Annotated in this window: 16 protein-coding genes; all 16 read left to right on the forward strand. The window is 36.2% G+C overall.

What is annotated here, in order from left to right; all coding sequences use genetic code 11:
- The first annotated feature begins 7 nt into the window (after positions 1 to 7).
- The 16 genes from AC3IS6_RS08255 (at position 8) to queG (ending at position 20,794) form a co-directional block, all read left to right on the forward strand.
- The gene (locus AC3IS6_RS08255) at positions 8 to 3,067 is read left to right on the forward strand and encodes a TAT-variant-translocated molybdopterin oxidoreductase (protein ID WP_489164450.1); all 3,060 of its coding nucleotides are present in this window, start codon (positions 8 to 10) and stop codon (positions 3,065 to 3,067) included.
- Between the two features lie 33 nt (positions 3,068 to 3,100).
- Positions 3,101 to 4,504: an NrfD/PsrC family molybdoenzyme membrane anchor subunit gene (nrfD, locus tag AC3IS6_RS08260; RefSeq protein ID WP_173964114.1), complete on the forward strand. Its 1,404-nt coding sequence runs from the start codon at positions 3,101 to 3,103 to the stop codon at positions 4,502 to 4,504.
- Complete coding sequence (locus AC3IS6_RS08265) at positions 4,497 to 5,021, forward strand: DUF3341 domain-containing protein (protein ID WP_056245298.1); 525 nt, start codon at positions 4,497 to 4,499, stop codon at positions 5,019 to 5,021. Before nrfD ends, AC3IS6_RS08265 begins: the two co-directional genes overlap by 8 nt.
- An 8-nt stretch (positions 5,022 to 5,029) precedes the next feature.
- Complete coding sequence (locus AC3IS6_RS08270) at positions 5,030 to 5,575, forward strand: c-type cytochrome (protein ID WP_173964113.1); 546 nt, start codon at positions 5,030 to 5,032, stop codon at positions 5,573 to 5,575.
- Positions 5,576 to 5,602: 27 nt separating this feature from the next.
- On the forward strand, positions 5,603 to 7,123 hold the full coding sequence (locus AC3IS6_RS08275; protein ID WP_489164451.1) for a quinol:cytochrome C oxidoreductase: 1,521 nt from the start codon (positions 5,603 to 5,605) through the stop codon (positions 7,121 to 7,123).
- Between the two features lie 19 nt (positions 7,124 to 7,142).
- A complete protein-coding gene (locus AC3IS6_RS08280; RefSeq protein ID WP_489164452.1) occupies positions 7,143 to 8,336 on the forward strand; it encodes a cytochrome c oxidase subunit II in 1,194 nt (397 codons plus the stop codon).
- Positions 8,337 to 8,367: 31 nt separating this feature from the next.
- Complete coding sequence (locus AC3IS6_RS08285) at positions 8,368 to 10,170, forward strand: cytochrome c oxidase subunit I (RefSeq protein WP_281923629.1); 1,803 nt, start codon at positions 8,368 to 8,370, stop codon at positions 10,168 to 10,170.
- 344 nt (positions 10,171 to 10,514) lie between these two features.
- A complete protein-coding gene (gene mprF, locus AC3IS6_RS08290; protein WP_489164453.1) occupies positions 10,515 to 13,142 on the forward strand; it encodes a bifunctional lysylphosphatidylglycerol flippase/synthetase MprF in 2,628 nt (875 codons plus the stop codon).
- A gap of 50 nt (positions 13,143 to 13,192) precedes the next feature.
- Positions 13,193 to 13,813 (forward strand): DUF998 domain-containing protein, encoded by a 621-nt coding sequence (locus AC3IS6_RS08295; RefSeq protein ID WP_489164454.1) that lies wholly within the window; start codon positions 13,193 to 13,195, stop codon positions 13,811 to 13,813.
- Between the two features lie 28 nt (positions 13,814 to 13,841).
- Positions 13,842 to 15,272, forward strand: coding sequence for an AcvB/VirJ family lysyl-phosphatidylglycerol hydrolase (locus tag AC3IS6_RS08300; RefSeq protein ID WP_489164455.1), 1,431 nt, complete (start codon positions 13,842 to 13,844; stop codon positions 15,270 to 15,272).
- Positions 15,273 to 15,449: 177 nt separating this feature from the next.
- On the forward strand, positions 15,450 to 16,286 hold the full coding sequence (locus AC3IS6_RS08305; RefSeq protein ID WP_489164456.1) for an alpha/beta fold hydrolase: 837 nt from the start codon (positions 15,450 to 15,452) through the stop codon (positions 16,284 to 16,286).
- A gap of 1 nt (position 16,287) precedes the next feature.
- Entirely contained in the window at positions 16,288 to 16,782 is a 495-nt protein-coding gene (locus AC3IS6_RS08310) for an RNA polymerase sigma factor (protein WP_173964105.1), read from the forward strand.
- Positions 16,769 to 17,338 carry a hypothetical protein gene (locus AC3IS6_RS08315; RefSeq protein ID WP_489164457.1) on the forward strand — a complete coding sequence of 190 codons (570 nt, stop codon included), beginning with the start codon at positions 16,769 to 16,771 and terminating at the stop codon, positions 17,336 to 17,338. The genes AC3IS6_RS08310 and AC3IS6_RS08315 overlap by 14 nt, the downstream gene beginning before the upstream one ends.
- A 152-nt stretch (positions 17,339 to 17,490) precedes the next feature.
- Positions 17,491 to 18,513, forward strand: coding sequence for a Holliday junction branch migration DNA helicase RuvB (gene ruvB / locus AC3IS6_RS08320; protein ID WP_017498167.1), 1,023 nt, complete (start codon positions 17,491 to 17,493; stop codon positions 18,511 to 18,513).
- Positions 18,514 to 18,524: 11 nt separating this feature from the next.
- Positions 18,525 to 19,871 (forward strand): cytochrome P450, encoded by a 1,347-nt coding sequence (locus tag AC3IS6_RS08325; RefSeq protein WP_489164458.1) that lies wholly within the window; start codon positions 18,525 to 18,527, stop codon positions 19,869 to 19,871.
- Positions 19,868 to 20,794, forward strand: coding sequence for a tRNA epoxyqueuosine(34) reductase QueG (gene queG, locus AC3IS6_RS08330; protein WP_263362687.1), 927 nt, complete (start codon positions 19,868 to 19,870; stop codon positions 20,792 to 20,794). Before AC3IS6_RS08325 ends, queG begins: the two co-directional genes overlap by 4 nt.
- Positions 20,795 to 20,820 lie beyond the last annotated feature (26 nt).

A 20,820-nucleotide genomic window follows, 5' to 3' on the forward strand; every position in this document is an offset into this window, starting at 1 on the left:
ATATACAATGTCATCAAACAAAAAATACTGGAAAAGTGTTGAAGAACTAGAAAATAGTTCTATTGTTGAGGCGCTTAGAAATAACGAGTTTGTTGAAGAGATTCCTACAGATGAATTCTTAGGGAATGCAGATGCTTTAGCTTCATCTGGAACTTCACGTCGTGACTTTTTAAAGTACGTAGGATTTAGTACTGCGGCAGTTACACTTGCTGCGTGTGAAGGTCCTGTGCACAAGTCTATCCCTTATGTTTTACAACCAGAGCAAATCATTCCTGGTGTTGCAGATTATTATGCAACTACTGTATTTGATGGTTTTGATTTTGCTAATCTTTTGGTAAAAACTCGTGAGGGTCGTCCAATTAAAATTGAAAACAATACAATCGCTGGTGCTAAATTTGCAGCCAATGCGAGAATTCACGCATCTATCTTAGGATTGTATGATAGCGCTCGTTTGAAAGAGCCAAAAGTAGATGGTAAACAAGCTACTTGGTCAGCTGTTGATTTAAAAATTAAATCAAGTTTAGCTGAAGCAAAAGCTAAAAACCAACAAGTGGTGTTATTAACGAATACACTTGCAAGTCCATCTACTGAAAAATTAATCGCTGAATTTATTGCTAAAAATCCAAATGCTAAGCATGTTGTTTATGATGCAGTTTCTTCATCTGAGGCTTTAGATGCTTTCCAAGCTGTATATGGTCAAAGAGCTTTAGTTGATTATGATTTTTCAAAATCTAATTTAATTGTATCTGTTGGTGCTGATTTCTTAGGAGACTGGCAAGGTGGTGGATATGATTGTGGATATGCAAAAGGACGTATTCCGCAAAACGGAAAAATGTCTCGTCATTTCCAATTCGAATCAAATATGACATTATCCGGAGCAGCTGCTGATAAGCGTGTTCCAATGACTACTGCTGTTCAAAAACAGGCTTTAGTTCAAATATATAACATTATTGCAGGTGCTTCTGTTCCTGTTACTTTAGATGCTGCTTCTAAAGCTGAAGTAGTGAAAGCTGCTCAGCAATTAAAAGCTGCCGGATCTAAAGGGGCTCTGGTATCCGGAATCGAAGATAAAAACGCTCAGTTATTAGTTTTAGCTATCAACCAAATATTGGCGAGTGAAGCTTATACTGCTGCAGGAGCAAGACAAATTAGAAAAGGATCGAATGCGGTTGTTTCTCAATTAATTAAAGATCTGAATGCTGGAAGTGTTCATACTTTAATTATGAGTGGAGTTAATCCTGCTTACACTTTAGCTGATTCAGCTGCTTTTGTTTCAGGATTGAAAAAAGTTAAAACATCTGTTGCTTTTTCATTAAAAGAAGATGAAACTGCTTCAATTGTTACTGTTGCTGCTCCGGCTCCTCATTATTTAGAGTCTTGGGGAGATGTAGAAATAACAAGCGGAACTTATAGCTTAACGCAACCAACGATTCGCCCTATTTTTAATACCAAACAATTTCAGGATGTTTTATTGTCATTAAATGGTGCCGCAGGTACTTTTTATGATTATTTAAAAGCTAATTCTTCAACATTTACTGCAGGATCTTCTTGGAACAAAGTATTACATGATGGTGTTGCAGTGGTTGGATCTGCTGCATTGTCTGGAGGTGCTGTTGATGCTGCTGCCGCTGCAAATGCACTTGCAAAATCTAAAGCAGCTGGTGATTTTGAATTAGTATTATATACTAAAACCGGATTAGGAGATGGACAACATGCTAATAACCCTTGGTTACAAGAGTTCCCGGATCCAATTACCAGAGTTTCATGGGATAACTATGTTACTGTTTCTAATGCTGATGCTAAGAAATTAGGTTTATCAAATGAAATCGTTGCTAACGGTGGTTTGAACGGAAGTTATGCTACTATTACTACTGCTGACGGGTTTAACTTAGAAAATGTGCCGGTAATTGTTCAGCCAGGACAAGCTGTTGGTACAGTTGGTTTAGCAGTTGGTTACGGTCGTAAAGCATCTTTAAAAGAAGAAATGCAGGTAGGTTTAAATGCTTACGCTTTATATAAAAATTTCAATAGTGTTCAGTCTGTTTCCATTGTGAAAGCAAATGGAGAGCATGAGTTTGCTTGTGTTCAGGGACAAAAAACATTAATGGGTAGAGGAGATATCATTAAAGAAACTACCCTTGATGTATTTAACAAAGAAAATGCTGAACATTGGAATCCACAGCCAATGGTATCTTTAGATCACCAGGAAGTTAAAGCTACAACAGTAGATTTATGGGAATCATTTGATCGTTCAACAGGACATCACTTTAACCTTTCTATCGATTTAAATGCTTGTACAGGTTGTGGAGCATGTGTTATCGCTTGTCACGCAGAGAACAACGTTCCTGTTGTTGGTAAAGCAGAGGTAAGAAGAAGCCGTGATATGCACTGGTTGCGTATTGACAGATACTATTCTTCTGAAAGCACTTTTGAAGGTGATAACGAAAGAAAAGAAAATATTGCAGGTTTATCAAGTTCATTATCTACATTTAATGAAATGGAAAAACCTGGTGACAATCCACAGGTTGCATTCCAACCAGTAATGTGTCAGCACTGTAACCACGCACCGTGTGAAACAGTTTGTCCAGTTGCTGCAACATCTCACGGTCGTCAAGGTCAAAACCACATGGCATACAACAGATGTGTTGGTACTCGTTATTGTGCAAACAACTGTCCATATAAAGTACGTCGTTTCAACTGGTTCTTGTACAACAAAAACAGTGAATTCGATTATCACATGAATGATGATTTAGGTCGTATGGTATTAAACCCAGACGTAAACGTTCGTTCTCGTGGAGTTATGGAAAAATGTTCATTCTGTATTCAAAGTACACAAGCTGTTATTCTTCAGGCAAAACGTGAAGGTAGAGTTGTGGCAAAAGATGAGTTTAACAATGCCTGTGCTTGTTCTGCAGCTTGTTCATCAGGAGCTATGGTGTTTGGAGATGTAAATGATAAAGAAAGCGAAGTTGCTAAGTTAGCAGAAAGCGAAAGAATGTATCATTTATTAGAGCATGTTGGTACAAAACCGAACGTTTTCTATCATGTAAAAGTTAGAAATACTTAGTAAAATTATTAATTAGAAACAATATAAAGGATTATGTCGTCTCACTACGAAGCACCCATTAGAAAACCTTTAGTTATAGGTGATAAATCTTATCACGATGTAACAGTAGATGTAGCTGCACCTGTTGAGGGGCCTGCAAACAAACAATGGTGGATTGTATTTTCAATCGCATTAATAGCCTTCCTTTGGGGGTTAGGTTGTATAATTTACACTGTATCTACAGGTATCGGAACATGGGGATTAAATAAAACAGTTGGTTGGGCCTGGGATATCACGAACTTCGTTTGGTGGGTTGGTATTGGTCACGCCGGAACATTAATTTCTGCGGTACTATTACTTTTCCGTCAGCGTTGGAGAATGGCTATTAACCGTTCTGCTGAAGCGATGACTATCTTCTCAGTAGTTCAGGCAGGTTTATTTCCAATTATTCACATGGGGCGTCCATGGTTGGCATACTGGGTTTTACCTATTCCAAATCAATTTGGATCTTTATGGGTAAACTTTAACTCGCCATTACTTTGGGACGTATTTGCAATTTCAACGTATCTTTCGGTATCATTAGTTTTCTGGTGGACTGGTTTATTGCCTGACTTTGCAATGCTACGTGACAGAGCAATAACACCTTTCAATAAAAGAGTTTATTCTATCCTAAGTTTTGGATGGAGCGGTAGAGCAAAAGACTGGCAACGTTTTGAAGAAGTATCTTTAGTACTTGCAGGTTTAGCTACTCCACTTGTACTTTCTGTACACACCATTGTATCGATGGACTTTGCTACTTCCGTAATTCCGGGATGGCATACTACGATTTTTCCTCCGTACTTCGTTGCAGGAGCGGTATTCTCAGGATTTGCAATGGTAAACACCTTGTTGATCGTAATGAGAAAAGTTTCTAACTTAGAAGCTTATATTACACTACAACATATCGAGTTAATGAATATTGTAATCATGATTACAGGTTCTATCGTAGGGGTAGCGTATATCACTGAGTTATTTGTAGCTTGGTATTCAGGAGTAGAGTATGAGCAATATGCTTTCTTAAACAGAGCTACCGGACCTTACTGGTGGGCATATTGGTCGATGATGACTTGTAACGTTTTCTCTCCACAATTTATGTGGTTCAAGAAATTAAGAACAAGTATCATGTTCTCCTTTATTATTTCGATCGTAGTAAACATCGGAATGTGGTTTGAAAGATTTGTAATTATTGTTACTTCTTTACATAGAGATTACCTTCCATCTTCTTGGACAATGTTCTCACCAACATTTGTTGATATTGGAATTTTCATCGGAACGATTGGTTTCTTCTTCGTATTGTTTTTATTGTACTCAAGAACATTCCCTGTAATTGCTCAGGCAGAGGTGAAAACAATTTTGAAAGGAACAGGAGATAATTATATTAGAGAAAGAGCAGCAAATAAAGATTCACACCATGAGTAATAAAGTAATATACGCCATTTATAATGACGATGATATTTTGATGGATGCAGTAAAGAAAACCAGAGCTGCTCATCATCATATTGAAGAGGTTTTTACTCCATTCCCAGTTCACGGATTGGATAAAGCTATGGGTTTAGCACCAACAAGATTAGCAATTTGTGCATTTTTATACGGATGTGTTGGTATTTCTGTTGCTACAACTATGATGAGTTATATCATGATTCATGACTGGCCTCAGGATATTGGTGGAAAGCCAAGTTTTAGTTTCATTCAGAACATGCCTGCATTCGTGCCAATTATGTTTGAGATGACTGTATTTTTTGCTGCCCACTTAATGGTTATCACTTTTTATATGAGAAGTAGATTATGGCCATTTAAACAAGCTGAAAATCCTGATGTAAGAACAACAGACGACCATTTCTTAATGGAAGTTGCTGTAAATGATAACGAAGCAGAACTAGTTTCTTTTTTCGAAGGTACAGGAGCTGTTGAAGTTAAAGTAATTGAAAAGAATTAATTGTAGCTATGAAAAGGATATATAAAATAACACTTTTAGTTGGTATAACTATTTTAGTTTCATCTTGCCACAATAATTCGGCACCAAACTATCAGTATTTCCCAAATATGTATGAATCTGTTGCTTACGAGCCATACACAGAAGCAAAAATATTTAAAGGAGGAAAAGAAGGACAACTTCCTGTGGAAGGAACTATCAATAGAGGTTTTGAACCTTACGAGTATGAAAATTCAACTGCGGGTTATGAATTAGCGAAAGCGAATTTAAAATCACCTTTGAGTGAAGCGGATAGAAATTCTGGAAAAGGAAAAGAACTTTTCGAAATTTACTGTATCAGCTGCCATGGTGCAACTGGAAACGGTAAAGGTAAATTGGTTGAAAGAGAAAAATTTCTTGGAGTACCTAGCTACAAAGACAGAGTAATCACTGAAGGAAGTATCTTTCACGTTGAGACTTATGGTTTAAACGCAATGGGTTCACATGCAAATCAATTAAGTGCCCACGAACGTTGGTTAGTTGCTGACTATGTTCTAAAACTAAAAAGCCAATTATAATTGTTGAACAAACTGATCGTAATAGATATGTATACATTTTCAAGTAAATTAAAAACTTTTTCTATCATCCTAATGGTTCTTGGCCTATTAGGAATTGGGTATGGTTTTTTAAGTGCACCTAAAGATATTCAAGAAGTTGAAAAAATACTAGCTGCAGATGCTCATGGTTCTCATGGTGCTGCGCATGGTGAAGCTGCCGAAGCTTCTCATGAAACTGCAGGTCATGAAGCTACAGAAGCTTCACATGAAGGTGCTGCACATGCAGAAACTCCAGCAGCTTCTCATGATACAGCGGAAGCTTCACATGATTCACTTAAAGGTGCAGCGCACGCAGAAACTCCAGCAGTTTCTCATGAAGCTGCAAAAGTTTCACATGACTCACACGAGGGTGGAGAGCATGCGAAAGTTGATGCCGCAGGTGAACATGAAAAACATTTGGAGCATGTATTGCACCAATTGCAAAATAAACCATGGTCAGCATTATATGTTGCTTGTATTTTCTTTTTACTACTTTCTATGGGAGTTTTAGCATTTTATGCTATTCAACAAGTTGCTCAGGCAGGTTGGTCTCCGGTATTGTTTAGAGTAATGCAAGGAATCACAGGTTACTTACCAGCTGGTTCTGTTATATTCTTTGTTATTTTAGTATTTTGCGGATTGCATTTTAACCACATTTTCGTTTGGTTAGGAGAAGGAGTTACAGATCCAAAACATGCTAATTATGACGCTATCATTGCTGGGAAAGCAGGTTACCTGAACTTTCCATTCTGGATCATCAGAGCAGCAATCTTTTTAATAGGATGGAACTTATACCGTCACTATTCAAGAAAAAACTGTTTGGCTCAGGACGAAGCTAATGATGATCTATACTACAAAAAGAACTTTAAGTTATCTGCAGGATTCTTAGTTTTCTTCATCGTATCTGAGTCTATTATGTCTTGGGACTGGATTATGTCATTTGATCCACACTGGTTCAGTACATTGTTCGGATGGTATGTTTTTGCTTCTTTCTTTGTAAGTGGTATTACTACAATCGCATTAGTAACGATCTACTTGAAATCTAAAGGATATTTAGAATATGTAAATACAAGCCACATTCACGATTTAGCTAAATTCATGTTTGGTATCAGTGTATTCTGGACATACTTATGGTTCTCACAATTTATGTTGATCTGGTATGCTAATATTCCTGAAGAGGTTACTTATTTTGTAACCAGAATTCAATTATACAACTTACCATTTTTTGGAGCTGTAGTTATGAACTTTGTGTTCCCATTATTAATATTGATCAATACAGACTTCAAACGTCTTAGCTGGGTTATTGTAATGGCCGGTGTAGTGATCTTATTAGGACACTATGTTGATTTCTTTAATATGATTATGCCAGGTACAGTTGGAGATAAATGGTTTATTGGAGTTCCTGAAATTGCCTCTATTCTTTTCTTCTTAGGTTTGTTTATTTTTGTAGTGTTTACTGCATTAACTAAAGCTCCTTTGTTAGCAAAAAGAAATCCTTTCATTGAAGAAAGTAAACATTTTCATTATTAATATTTAAAGAAGTAAACAGATGACAAGTTTGTTGGTAATTATAGTTTTAGTTTTATTAGCAGTTGCTTTGTGGCAATTGACCAAGATATTTGATCTTACTCAGGTAGGATCTTCTTCGGACGATTCTCAGGTTGCATCGGATAATGATAATAATGTTCAGGGGTATATCATGTTTGGCTTTTTGGCATTCATTTATATCTTTACGATTTACGGTTTACTAAAATGGGGTGGTTTAGCACTTCATACTCCTGCATCAGAGCACGGACTTTTGGTAGATAATTTAATGAATATTACCTGGGTTTTAATTTTTGTAGTTCAGTTTATTACACAAGGTTTATTGTACTGGTTCTCTTTTAAAAACAGAGGGAATAAAGATAAAAAAGCTTTGTTCTTTGCTGATAGTAATAAATTAGAAGCAATCTGGAGTATTATTCCATCTGTAGTGTTGGCTTGTTTGATTCTTTACGGATTGTATGCTTGGAACAACATTATGTTTGTGGATAAAGACGAAGACGTAATTGAAATTGAATTATACGCACAACAGTTTAAATGGACAGCAAGATATGCTGGTCAGGATAATGTTTTAGGAAAAGCAAACGTTCGTTTAATTGAAGGTGTAAATACTTTAGGAGTTGATATGTCTGATCCTAATGCTCAGGACGATATCGTAGTTTCTGAATTGCATATTCCAAAAGGTAAAAAAGTACATTTTAAAATGCGTTCTCAAGACGTATTACACTCAGCTTACATGCCTCACTTTAGAGCGCAAATGAACTGTGTTCCGGGAATGGTTACTGAATTTGCTTTTATTCCAACGTATACAACTTCTGAATATAGAGAATTACCATTTATGGTAGAAAAAGTTGCACATATCAACAAACTTAGAGCTGAGAAAAGCGTTGAGTTAGTTGCTAAAGGAGGAACAGCTTTAGATCCTTATACATTTGACTATTTATTATTATGTAATAAAATTTGTGGGGCTTCTCACTACAACATGCAAATGAAAGTAGTTGTTGATACTCCAGAAGATTATAAAAAATGGTTAAGCGAAAAAACTACATTAGCTCAGGATATTAAAGCCGCTGCTGCTGCAGATGCTGAAAAAAAGGCTGGTGAAGAAGCAAAAGCGAGCACTGATAGTACTGCTAAAGATACTGTGAAAGCAGTTATCGATACGGTTAAGGCAGTTGTAGCTAAAGTGGCTATGAAATAATATTTATTAAGAAAATTTAAAGTACACATATATGTCAGCAGAAGCGCACGGTCACGATCACGGACACGATCACGAGCACGAACATCATCATAAAGACACGTTCATTACTAAATATATTTTTAGTATTGATCACAAAATGATTGCTAAGCAATATTTAATTACCGGTATCATTATGGGTATTATAGGTATTGCAATGTCTTTGCTTTTCAGAATGCAATTGGCTTGGCCAGAAGAGTCTTTCAAAATCTTTAATGTTTTATTAGGAGATAAATTTGCACCTGATGGTGTAATGGCAAATGATATTTATTTGGCCTTAGTTACAATTCACGGTACCATTATGGTATTCTTTGTACTGACGGCCGGTTTGAGCGGAACCTTTAGTAACTTATTGATTCCACTTCAAATTGGAGCACGAGATATGGCTTCCGGATTTATGAATATGATTTCATACTGGTTGTTTTTCTTATCTGCTGTAATAATGTTATGTTCATTATTTGTTGAAGCTGGACCAGCATCTGCAGGTTGGACAATTTACCCTCCATTAAGTGCTTTACCACAAGCAATTCCAGGTTCTGGAACAGGTATGACTTTATGGTTAGTTTCGATGGCTATCTTTATTGCATCTTCTTTAATGGGATCTTTAAACTACATTGTAACAGTTATCAACCTTAGAACTAAAGGAATGTCTATGACAAGACTTCCATTAACAATCTGGACATTTTTCGTAACAGCTATCATTGGTGTTATTTCATTCCCTGTATTGTTGTCTGCTGCTTTATTATTGATCTTTGACAGAAGTTTTGGTACTTCATTCTTCTTATCTGATATCTATATTGCCGGAGAAGTTTTACATTACCAGGGAGGTTCTCCTGTATTGTTCGAACACTTATTTTGGTTTTTAGGACACCCTGAAGTTTACATTGTAATCTTACCTGCTATGGGACTTGTTTCTGAAATTATGGCTACGAATTCTCGTAAACCAATCTTCGGATACAGAGCGATGATCATGTCGGTTCTTGCAATTGCATTTTTATCTACAATTGTTTGGGGTCACCACATGTTTATTTCTGGTATGAATCCTTTCTTAGGATCTGTATTTACCTTTACTACTTTATTGATTGCAATTCCATCTGCTGTAAAAGCGTTCAACTGGATTACAACTTTATGGAAAGGTAACTTACAATTCAACCCTGCAATGTTATTCTCTATTGGAATGGTTTCTACTTTCATCACTGGAGGTTTAACTGGAATTATTTTAGGAGATAGTACTTTAGATATTAACGTTCACGATACTTACTTCGTAATTGCTCACTTTCACTTAGTAATGGGTATCTCTGCACTTTACGGAATGTTTGCTGGTATTTACCACTGGTTCCCAAAAATGTACGGTAGAATGTTGAATAAAAACTTAGGTTACATTCACTTTTGGATAACAGCAGTTTGTGCTTACGGAGTATTCTTCCCAATGCACTTTATTGGATTAGCTGGTTTACCAAGACGTTACTATACAAACACGAACTTCCCATTATTTGATGATTTACAAAATGTGAATGTTTTAATTACAACATTTGCTCTTGTAGGAGGTGCGTTCCAATTGGTATTCTTATACAACTTCTTTAGCAGTATTTTCTACGGTAAGAAAGCTGTTCAGAATCCATGGAAATCAACAACATTAGAGTGGACTACTCCGGTAGAACATATCCATGGTAACTGGCCAGGTGAAATTCCTCATGTATACCGTTGGCCTTATGACTACAGTAACCCAAATCACGATGTAGATTTTGTACCGCAAAATGTACCAATGAAAGAAGGTGAAGAAGTTTTACACCACTAAAAATATTTTAAAAAGACTGTCTGAAAAGACAGTCTTTTTTGTTTATACAAGTTTCTGATAATAAAATTTTCGATCATTTAGTTGATCAATTATAATGCTCGGTTCAAGTTTCAATTGGATAGTGAGAATTTTGAAAGTCTTGTTTTATATGCTCTGTGATAGTACGTTCATATAGTTTCTGATGTGTATGTATTGAGTCTGGGTTTTTATTGGTAAACAGTCTAATCGATCTGCATATATAAAGTGAGAAAAATAGTGTTGTAAGGATTTGAGCGATAGATAATTGTCGTATATTTATAGAGAAGTTAGTCTGATTTTTCATAAGTAAAATATCCCCCAATAACATGAAGGTACTACTGATTTCTAATACCTTTTTGAGTTTTTTTAAGGACCGAAAAGGAGTTTCTTTTTTGCGTGAAAACGATAAGATTATCAGACAGTTTATACTGACCATTTTTTTTATTGGAATCGGAATCTGGTTTATCAAACATGAGCGATCAGAGTTGGGAGAAGTTAAAAGCGCAATTGTAAATGCCAGTTCTTTTTGGGTTTTGTCCGGAGTTGCTCTAGCTTTTATTTATGTATCACTTCAGGCATTAATGTATTTTGCCTCCTTTAAAGCGGTTCAGAGTGAAATTTCTTTTAAACAGGCCGTGATTTTATTTTTGAAACGAAACTTTGTCAGCGTTTTTTTGCCGGCAGGTGGAATTTCTTCTTTAGCCTTTTTTACAAAATCAATTGAAAAGAAGGGAGTAAAACCAACTCAAATTCATTTTGCTTCCATCGTATATGGTTTTGTGGGGATACTTTCGGTTATCATTGTTGCCATTCCCGCTTTGATGTACTCTTTGTTTCAGGGAACTGCCGGATCTGGAGTATGGTATGCGCTGGGAGGTGTCATTGTCTTAAGTTTAAGTATCTTTTTTATTTACGATTCGATTCTGAAAAAAGGAGTATTATATCGTTTGGTCATAAAATTTCTTCCCTCTGCAGTGGTTTTTCTGGATGATTTGCAGCAAAATAAAATCATAAAAAAGAATTTTTTGGAAGTCGTTTTTTATTCTGTACTCATTGAGTTTGTCGGAATAGCTCATTTGTATATTGCTATGATTGCTTTGGGCTTTACACCTTCGCTTGCTGCCGCCGTACTGGGCTATATTATTTCAGTTATATTTTTGATTGTTTCTCCCTTTCTCCGTGGGCTCGGTGCGATCGAAATTTCGATGAGTTTTATATTGATACAATTTGGTTTTGATAGTGTCAGTGCTATAGCCATTACTTTTTTATACCGTTTCTTTGAATTTTGGATTCCATTGTTGGCCGGGGCACTCATTTTTGCTTTCAATGCTAATAAATTATTGATGCGTGTTTTGCCTTCTTTTTTGCTTTTTGTTTTGGGATTAGTAAACATAGTATCCGTTTTAACTCCGGCTATCTCAGAACGTTTACACATTTTGAAAAATATTATCGCTGTTTCGGCTATTAAAGCCTCGAATTATTTTGTGATAACGGCGGGCTTATTTATGCTGGTGAATGCTGCTTTTATGCTAAAGGGGCTTCGTAATGCCTGGTGGTCTGCTGTTTTTTTAACTACTATTTCAATTATCGGGCACCTTACCAAAGCGATCGATTATGAAGAAGCTGTAATTGCCCTGATTGTACTCGTGAGTTTAATTATTACCAGAAAAGAATATTATATAAAAAGTAACTCCCATTTGCAAAGTATTGGGCTAAAAACGGTTTTAATTAGCATTGCAGCAGTCTTATTGTATGGGATTCTGGGGTTCTATTTTCTGGATAAAAGACATTTTGATATTGACTTTCATTGGCAGGAATCCATAAAATATGCACTGCAAAACTTTTTTTTAATCGGAAGTTCAGATTTGGTACCGCTTGACAGATTTGCAAGACACTTTTTACTATCGATCAACATCTGTGGTTTTTTATCAATTACATTTCTAGTTTTTGCTTTAATACGGCCTTACACCATAAAAAAAGAAGCGGTAGAAGATGATTTTTTGTCGGCATCCGAACTTTTGAAACAGTATGGGACCTCTTCTTTGGATTATTTTAAAACCTATGATGATAAAAACATCTTTATCGCTGAAAGTAAAAGATCCTTTCTGGCCTATCGTGTTGCCGATAGTTTTGCTGTAGTCTTAGAAAACCCCGTAGCGGCATCAGTAGATGAAATCAAACAATGTATAATCGAATTTGATGTTTATTGTTACGAGAACGGCTTAAGAAGCATTTATTATCGGGTGCCGGAAGACAACTTAGATTTGTTTGCTTCACTGCATAAAAAAAGCTTATTTATCGGACAGGAAGCTGTTGTCGATCTGTCTGTATTTACAATGGAAGGGGGAGCCAAAAAATCATTACGTAATGCGATTAGTAAAGTCAAAGAGAAAGGCTTTCAAACAACAATTTATACTGCACCCGTAAAAGACGGATTGCTGCAAAAAATAAAAGCAGTAAGTGATGAGTGGCTCGTGAGCACCGGGAGAAGTGAAATTGTTTTTTCGCAAGGCAAGTTTGAATGGGAAGAACTCAAACAGCAAACCATTATTACAGTAGAAAATGCCGAAGAGAAAATAGTTGCCTTTTTAAATGTCATTCCTGATTTTGCCAAAGGAGAAGGGACTTATGATTTGATTCGTAAAACCAATGATGCCCCAAACGGAATCATCGATTTTATACTTTTGGAACTTTTCGCTTATTTAAAATCGCAGGGCTGTACTTCAGTCAATTTAGGATTGGCGGCAATGAGCGGAATTGAAGATGCAGATAGTTTTCCCGAAAAATCGATGAAGTTTGCCTATGAAAGAATTAAATATTTTTCGCACTACAAAGGATTGCGTGATTTTAAAGAAAAATTCTCTCCGGTATGGTACAACAAGTACTTGGTTTATGCGCATGATTACGATTTGCTACAGGCTCCATTAGTTTTAAACAAAGTTGTAAAACCATAAGTGAGAACATGAAAATGAGGAAGGCAGTGCATGTAAATTGGGTTAAGATCATGGCAATAGTCTGTATTATTACCTGCATCTCTGATTTTCTGGTGTTATTTTTATTAGGAAGTTATTATCGGGGGTATAGTCAGATGCACAACACCATTAGTTATTTGGGGGCAACAGTGAGTCCGGTTTCAGAATCGATTTCCATATGGTGGATCATTGTCGGGGTTGTATTTATTTTTTTTGGAACCGTTTTAAAAAGAGCATTTGATAAAAACCATAAAGGAGTAAAGCTCGCTTCTTTGTTAATTATAATGTATGGCTTAGGAGAAGGGATTGGTTCGGGACTATTTAAAGCAGATGTAATAGACGGTAAAAGGACTCTTTCATTTTTGCTGCATGACATTGCCGGGGGTATTGGAATTGTTGCTGCTTTGCTGTTGCCTTTAGTGATGTGTACCGTAATTTTAAAAGAAAACAACCCTCGTTTTTATAATTTCTCCTGGATTAGTTTTAGCATTGGAAGTCTTACTCTCTTATTATTTGCACTTCATTTTCCTTCTGATACGGGAGCTTTAATCGCTTCGTACAAAGGATTGTGGCAAAGACTTTTTCTGTTGAATTTGTATGCTTATTTTATATCAGTTTCAACCATAATGTATAATAAGAACACTATAGTTTAGGATTTCGTAACGTTAAAAAGTAATTCAAATGAGCAAAATCATAACACTTTTTCTGTCGGTTTTTATTTTTAGTACCAATGCTTTTGCTTTAACAACAGATACCATAAAAGTTGGAGCATTTGGAAAAGTCATGATATATAAACCAAAAACAGCACCAACTGCGGTTGTATTGTTTGTTTCCGGCGATGGAGGATGGAACAGTGGCGTTGTTGAAATGGCTAAAAATATTGTCGATCAGGGTGCTGTAGTTGCTGGTATTGATATTCAGCATTATTTTAAGGAAATAAAAAAAGAAAAAGAAAAATGTTATTACCCGGCCGGAGACTTTGAAGAGCTTAGTTTGCTGCTGCAAAAAAAGATCAGGATCAAACAATATTTAAAACCAATATTGGCCGGATATTCTTCAGGAGCAACTTTAATTTATGGAATGCTGGCTCAGGCACCTGCTAATACTTTTAGCGGAGCCATTGCTTTAGGTTTTTGTCCCGATATCGAAACAGACAGGACTTTATGCGACGGCTCAGGACTTACTTCGCATGTTTTAAAAGAAGGGAAGGCTTATTTTCTTGAAAAAACAGAAAAATTATCGGCTCCTTTTATCGTGCTTCAGGGAACTACAGATCAGGTTTGTAATTATGCCGACACAAAAAAATACATGGAAGGCATAAAGCAGGGAAAATTAATTACATTGCCAAAAGTGGGACATGGATTTACTGTTACTAAAAATTGGTTGCCGCAATTTATCGAGGCCTTTAGAGAGATCTTAAATACGCCAACATACAGCGAACAGAAATCACAACAAAATTCTTTGCTTAAAGAGCAGCATTTGATACCCTTGGCTTTCGAAATGCCGTTAACATTGATTCCGACAAAAAATAAAGACGAAGTTTTACCCATTGCCTTTTTAATTTCCGGGGATGGAGGATGGACAAGTTTTGATCAATCTGTTGGTGAAGCCCTGGCCGAAAAGGGAATTGCAGTAATAGGACTGGATGCCCAGAAATATTTTTGGAATGCAAAAGCACCCGGAGAGACCTCGGAAGCAATAGCTAAGGCCGTTGAACATTATTTACAGCAGTGGAAAAAAAAAACATTTATACTTGCAGGCTATTCATTTGGAGCCTCTATAATTCCGTTTGCTGCGGGTAATTTTCCAGAATCATTAAAAGAAAAATTAAAAGGCCTGTATCTATTGTCTCCTGACGTGAAAGCCGATTTTGAAATTCACATTGCAGACATGCTGAGTATGGAAAGTGCAAATGATACTTATGATGTTATTTCCGAAATAAAAAAAGTCAAATCGTATAATCCGATTTGTTTTTTTGGGGATGAAGAAGATGCCGCAACCCGTAACAGGTTTTCAGAATCGGGGATCAAAACTATTGAACTGCCAGGTTCGCACCATTACAACAATGACTACAATAAAATAGCAGAAAGTATTCTGAAAGAAATCAAATAAAGCAGGGGCTTTAAAAAAAACAAAACGACTCCTTTTGTTGAGTAAAAGGATAGCTAAATATAGATTTTAAGTTGTTGTTTTTTAAATGTTTGAAAATAATTTTGAAAAAAAGTCTTTTTTGAGGTAACAAATAATATAGCACTGCATCAAAAGGGAAACTTTAAAAAATTAAACATTATGAAAACGAAATCAATTTTACTTGTCGTGTTACTGCTTCTTATTTCAAAACCTGTTTTTTCTCAAACTGCCTTTAAGGTAGAAGTAAAAGGTAAAGGAGCACCGGTGTTGTTATTTCCTGGTTTTGGCTGTACAGGAGAAATGTGGAATGAAACCGTAGCCGAGCTTTCTAAAAATTACGAATGTCACATTTTTACTTTTGCAGGATTTGGCAACGTTCCTCCAATTGAAAGTCCATGGCTTTCTACCATAAAGAATCAGATTGTTTCTTATGTAAAAACCAAAAAATTGAAGAAAGCTACATTAATTGGTCACAGTTTGGGAGGGACTCTGAGTTTGTGGCTAGCCTCTGAAGAAACCAATTTGTTCAAAAAAGTAATTATAGTTGATGCGCTACCTGCAAGTGCGGCACTAATGATCCCTAACTACAAAGGAGAAGTTATTCCTTATGACAACCCGCAAAGCAAAATGATGCTGGCTATGGATCAAAAGGCATTCAATGCGATGAATTTCCAAACGGCCTCTTATATGTGTCTGAACAAAGAAAAACAAAAAACAATCAGTGAGTGGATGAATGCTGTCGATAGAAAAACCTATGTATACGGTTATATTGATATGCTTAATTTAGATTTGCGCAACGAAATTGCTAAAATTAAAATTCCGGTAGTAATTTTAGCAGCAACAAATCCGGATCTTGTTACTGTACAAAACACCTATAAAGCCCAGTACGAAAAGCTGCCGTCTGTTAAAATTTATTACGCAGCAAACTCAGCTCATTTTGTAATGTATGATCAACCGGAGTGGTTTATGGAAAAAGTAAAATCAGAAATAAAGTAGGGTGATTAAAAGAGAACAATTTAACGAGATATACAACAAACATTACAATAAAGTGTTTCGTTTGTGCAAGGGTTATTTTTGTGGAGATGTTGCATTAGCATCAGATGCAGCTCAGGAAATTTTCATAAAAGTATGGGAAAATTTAGATACATTCCGAAATGAATCGAGTATTAGTACCTGGATTTATAGGATTACAGTAAATACATGTCTTCTCTATTTACGCAAATCTTCTTCCAGAAAAGAAATCAGGGCAGATGTTCTTCCTCAGGTTGCTTCAGAAACCTATTCAAACGAAAAAGAAGAACAACTTCAGCAAATGTATCAATGTATACAAAAGCTTGAAGAGACCAATAAAATGATCATTCTGATGACCTTAGACGGTATAGAATATCCGGAAATATCAGAAGTAATCGGGATAACCGAAGAAACACTTCGGGTTAGAATTCATCGAATAAAAAAAAGTTTAACGCAATGTGTACAAAATGAAAACATTTGAAGAATTACAAAATATTTGGGATCAGCAAGCAGAATCCAATACAAAACCAGCTGCCACTGATATTATTAACAAAGCAGAGGCGCATACAAAAAAAATTAAACGCAACCATTTTTGGACCAGAGCAATTTTGAGTTTAACTTCGATCATACTCATCTTTTATTATATTTGGGTAGGAGCCTATAAACAAACATTGTTTAGTTTTGGATTGGGAACTATGATTGCAATGCTCGTATTTCGTATCGTTTTAGAGTGGGTTAGTGCAGAAAAATTAGAGCATTTAAAAACAGATGTTCCCTTATTGGAATACAGTAAACAGGCACAGCAGTTTTATCAGTGGAGGAAAAAAATCCACTACATCTTTACACCAATAATCTACCTGACCTATAGTGCCGGTTTTGCATTCCTTTTACCCATTTTTAAAGAAAATTTTTCCAGAGGCTTTTACCTTTATATTGTATGCAGTGGTTTTGGTTTTTTGCTGCTGTTCGGATTATTGATGATCCGAATTATTAAAAAAGAAATGCAGCTTTTGGATTTCTTAAAAAATGTCTCTTAGAAAAAGCGAAAAACAGGGAAGTTTCTGAAATTACATGGCGGATAACGAAGGGTTGTTCGCCATTAACCCGCAAAGGAATGATTTAGAATTTGGAATTTTTTATTTGAATTGTAACTGTTTTACAAACTGATTTCTTTGTCTATCTTTGTAAAATGAATGAAAACTTAGATCCCACCACAAAAGGATACAATCCGGAAGAATTAGATCTTGAAAAAAGATTGCGTCCACTGTCATTTGATGATTTTGCAGGACAAGATCAGGTTTTAGAGAACCTAAAGATTTTTGTTGCTGCGGCTAATCAGCGTGGTGAAGCACTCGATCACGCCCTTTTTCATGGACCTCCGGGATTAGGGAAAACTACTTTGGCTAATATCCTGGCCAATGAGCTCGAAGTGGGAATTAAAATTACTTCAGGGCCTGTTTTAGATAAACCGGGAGATTTGGCAGGCTTGCTTACCAATCTTGATGAAAGAGACGTTCTATTCATTGATGAAATACATCGTTTGAGCCCTATAGTCGAAGAATATTTGTACTCGGCTATGGAGGATTTCAAAATAGACATTATGATCGAATCCGGTCCAAATGCCAGAACGGTCCAAATCAATCTGAATCCTTTTACTCTGATAGGAGCCACAACGCGTTCGGGATTATTGACCGCTCCAATGCGAGCCCGTTTTGGAATTTCATCTCGTTTACAATATTATACTACTGAACTTTTGACGACAATTGTCGAAAGAAGTTCTTCTATACTTAAAATGCCAATTTCATTAGATGCCGCTATTGAAATAGCGGGCAGAAGCCGTGGGACACCTCGTATTGCAAACGCATTATTGCGAAGAGTTCGTGATTTTGCACAAATAAAAGGAAATGGAACGATAGACATCGAAATTGCACGTTATGCCCTAAAAGCCCTAAATGTCGATGCGCACGGATTGGATGAAATGGATAATAAAATTCTGTTGACAATCATTAATAAATTTAAGGGAGGACCAGTAGGGCTTTCTACTTTGGCGACGGCTGTCTCTGAGAGCAGTGAAACCATTGAAGAAGTCTACGAACCCTTTTTAATTCAGGAAGGATTCATTATGCGTACTCCACGCGGACGTGAGGTTACAGATAAAGCGTATAAACATTTAGGAAAAATAAATACCAACATTCAGGGCGGATTGTTTTAATCCTGTTAGACATGTCTGAAAATAAAAAATACAAGTACCCGAACAAGCTATCGATCGTTAGGTTCTTTTTGGATGCCGAAGGAGTGCGTAAAAACCCTATTCCTTTCCATAAAAGATACTTTGAGCAGTTTGGAGACTCTTTTTCGTTAAAAATAGGACGGTCGAAACATTTAATTTTATCTCGTGATAATGAGATTGCCCAACATATTTTACAGAAAAATCAGAAGAACTATCACAAATCTAAATTTCAGTCTGTTTACCTTTCAAAATACTTAGGAAAAGGACTTTTGACTGTTGATGGTGAATTATGGCTGAAACAAAGACGGCTGATTCAGCCTGCATTTCACAAGCAAAAGATGAATCAGTTGGTCATGAACATGAACAAAACGATTGTTTCAGAGCTAAAGGAAATAGTAGAGGAAAAACCCATTGATCTTTTTCCTGTTATGAGCCAGCTGGCATTTAATGTAGTGGCCAAGTCGCTGTTTCATCTCTCGGTTTCTGAAGAAAAATTAAATCGTATAAAATTTATCATTGAAGAAGTTCAGAACTTTTTAATCAAAGAAATTCGACTTCCGCACAAAGCGTGGTGGTTTTCGATAAGCGGTCAGGTTACAAAACATCTTGAACTGGCTGAAGAGAACAATCGAATTATTCAGGAAATTATCGAGGATCGAAACACTTCAGGAGAAGAAGTAAACGACTTACTTCAGTTGCTTTTGGAAACCCGTTATGAAGATACTGGTGAAGGAATGTCGGTAAAGCAATTGATAGATGAAATTAAAGTTCTTTTTATTGCCGGACACGAAACCACTGCAAATGCATTAACTTTTACACTGTACCTTTTAGGAAGAAATTCGGAAGTGCAGCAGAAAGTGCTGAATGAAATCCTGGAAATAGAATCGCAAACAGAGAACGTGGTAGAACAATTGCAGCAGATGACTTATCTGAATGCTGTTATAAATGAATCAATGCGTTTGTATCCACCTGCCTGGATAACAGACAGACAAAATGTTGAAGACGATATTATCGGGCAGTACCATTTAAAAAAAGGGACTTTAATTGGAGTTTCTTTTTATGAGTTACATAGAAACCCTAAATATTGGAAAAACCCGGAGGAATTTATTCCGGAACGCTTTCTGGGAGAACAGAAGAAACACTCCATGCAATATTTTTATCCTTTTGGTGCCGGACCAAGAATGTGTATTGGAGCTGGATTTGCGATCTATGAAATGTGCCTTACCGTGGCTCATATTGTGAAAAAGTATGAACTTAAATCAGAAGTTGATGCGATTAGGTTCAATCCGTTAATTACCTTAAAGCCTGTTGGAGTAGAAGTTTTATTCTTTAAAAGATGACAATCAATTCTAAAGAGACATATTCAGAATTCATAAAATCCGAAGCCAAAAGGCTTGGTTTTCTTTCTTGTGGAATATCCAAGGCGGGATTTCTGGAGGAGGAGGCGCCACGTCTTGAAAAATGGTTAAATAACAACCATCATGGGCAAATGGGGTATATGGAGAACTATTTTGACAAACGTTTAGATCCTACTTTATTAGTAGATGATGCCAAGAGTGTAGTGTCGCTTTTACTAAATTATTATCCAACAGAAACTCAGACCGAAGAAAGTTTTAAAATTTCAAAATATGCTTACGGTCAGGATTATCATTTTGTTATTAAAGAGAAATTAAAGGAATTTTTACACTCGATTCAGGAAAATATTGGCGAAGTATCAGGCCGGGCTTTTGTTGATTCAGCACCCGTTTTAGATCGGGCCTGGGCAGCAAAAAGTGGACTGGGCTGGATTGGTAAAAGCGGAAACCTGCTGACTCAGAAAGTAGGATCTTTTTATTTTATTGCAGAACTTATTCTTGATTTAGAATTGGAATATGATCATGCCACAACAGATCATTGCGGATCTTGTACCGCTTGTATTGATGCTTGTCCAACACAGGCAATAGTTGCTCCTCACGTAGTAGACGGCAGTAAATGCATCTCGTATTACACCATCGAACTCAAAGAAAACATTCCTTTTGAAATGAAAGGTAAATTTGATGAATGGATGTTTGGTTGTGATACCTGTCAGGATGTTTGTCCGTGGAATCGATTCTCAAAGCCGCATTCCGAGCCTTTATTTAATCCCAATCCTGAATTACTTTCTTTTTCAAAAAAGGATTGGATCGAAATTACCGAAGAAACTTTTCGATTAGTTTTTAAAAATTCCCCTATCAAAAGAACCAAATTTGATGGTTTAAAACGCAATATCATTTTTCTGGAGTAAAACTGAAAATAAGGCGCTATTTTTCT

The organism is Flavobacterium sp. KH_035, from assembly GCF_057839565.1.

Bases quoted from the DNA above. Each gene is read 5' to 3' on its own strand.
- AC3IS6_RS08255 (WP_489164450.1), top strand. From the start codon at position 8: ATGTCATCAAACAAAAAATACTGGAAAAGTGTTGAAGAACTAGAAAAT.
- nrfD (WP_173964114.1), top strand. From the start codon at position 3,101: ATGTCGTCTCACTACGAAGCACCCATTAGAAAACCTTTAGTTATAGGT.
- AC3IS6_RS08265 (WP_056245298.1), top strand. From the start codon at position 4,497: ATGAGTAATAAAGTAATATACGCCATTTATAATGACGATGATATTTTG.
- AC3IS6_RS08270 (WP_173964113.1), top strand. From the start codon at position 5,030: ATGAAAAGGATATATAAAATAACACTTTTAGTTGGTATAACTATTTTA.
- AC3IS6_RS08275 (WP_489164451.1), top strand. From the start codon at position 5,603: ATGTATACATTTTCAAGTAAATTAAAAACTTTTTCTATCATCCTAATG.
- AC3IS6_RS08280 (WP_489164452.1), top strand. From the start codon at position 7,143: ATGACAAGTTTGTTGGTAATTATAGTTTTAGTTTTATTAGCAGTTGCT.
- AC3IS6_RS08285 (WP_281923629.1), top strand. From the start codon at position 8,368: ATGTCAGCAGAAGCGCACGGTCACGATCACGGACACGATCACGAGCAC.
- mprF (WP_489164453.1), top strand. From the start codon at position 10,515: ATGAAGGTACTACTGATTTCTAATACCTTTTTGAGTTTTTTTAAGGAC.
- AC3IS6_RS08295 (WP_489164454.1), top strand. From the start codon at position 13,193: ATGGCAATAGTCTGTATTATTACCTGCATCTCTGATTTTCTGGTGTTA.
- AC3IS6_RS08300 (WP_489164455.1), top strand. From the start codon at position 13,842: ATGAGCAAAATCATAACACTTTTTCTGTCGGTTTTTATTTTTAGTACC.
- AC3IS6_RS08305 (WP_489164456.1), top strand. From the start codon at position 15,450: ATGAAAACGAAATCAATTTTACTTGTCGTGTTACTGCTTCTTATTTCA.
- AC3IS6_RS08315 (WP_489164457.1), top strand. From the start codon at position 16,769: ATGAAAACATTTGAAGAATTACAAAATATTTGGGATCAGCAAGCAGAA.
- ruvB (WP_017498167.1), top strand. From the start codon at position 17,491: ATGAATGAAAACTTAGATCCCACCACAAAAGGATACAATCCGGAAGAA.
- AC3IS6_RS08325 (WP_489164458.1), top strand. From the start codon at position 18,525: ATGTCTGAAAATAAAAAATACAAGTACCCGAACAAGCTATCGATCGTT.
- queG (WP_263362687.1), top strand. From the start codon at position 19,868: ATGACAATCAATTCTAAAGAGACATATTCAGAATTCATAAAATCCGAA.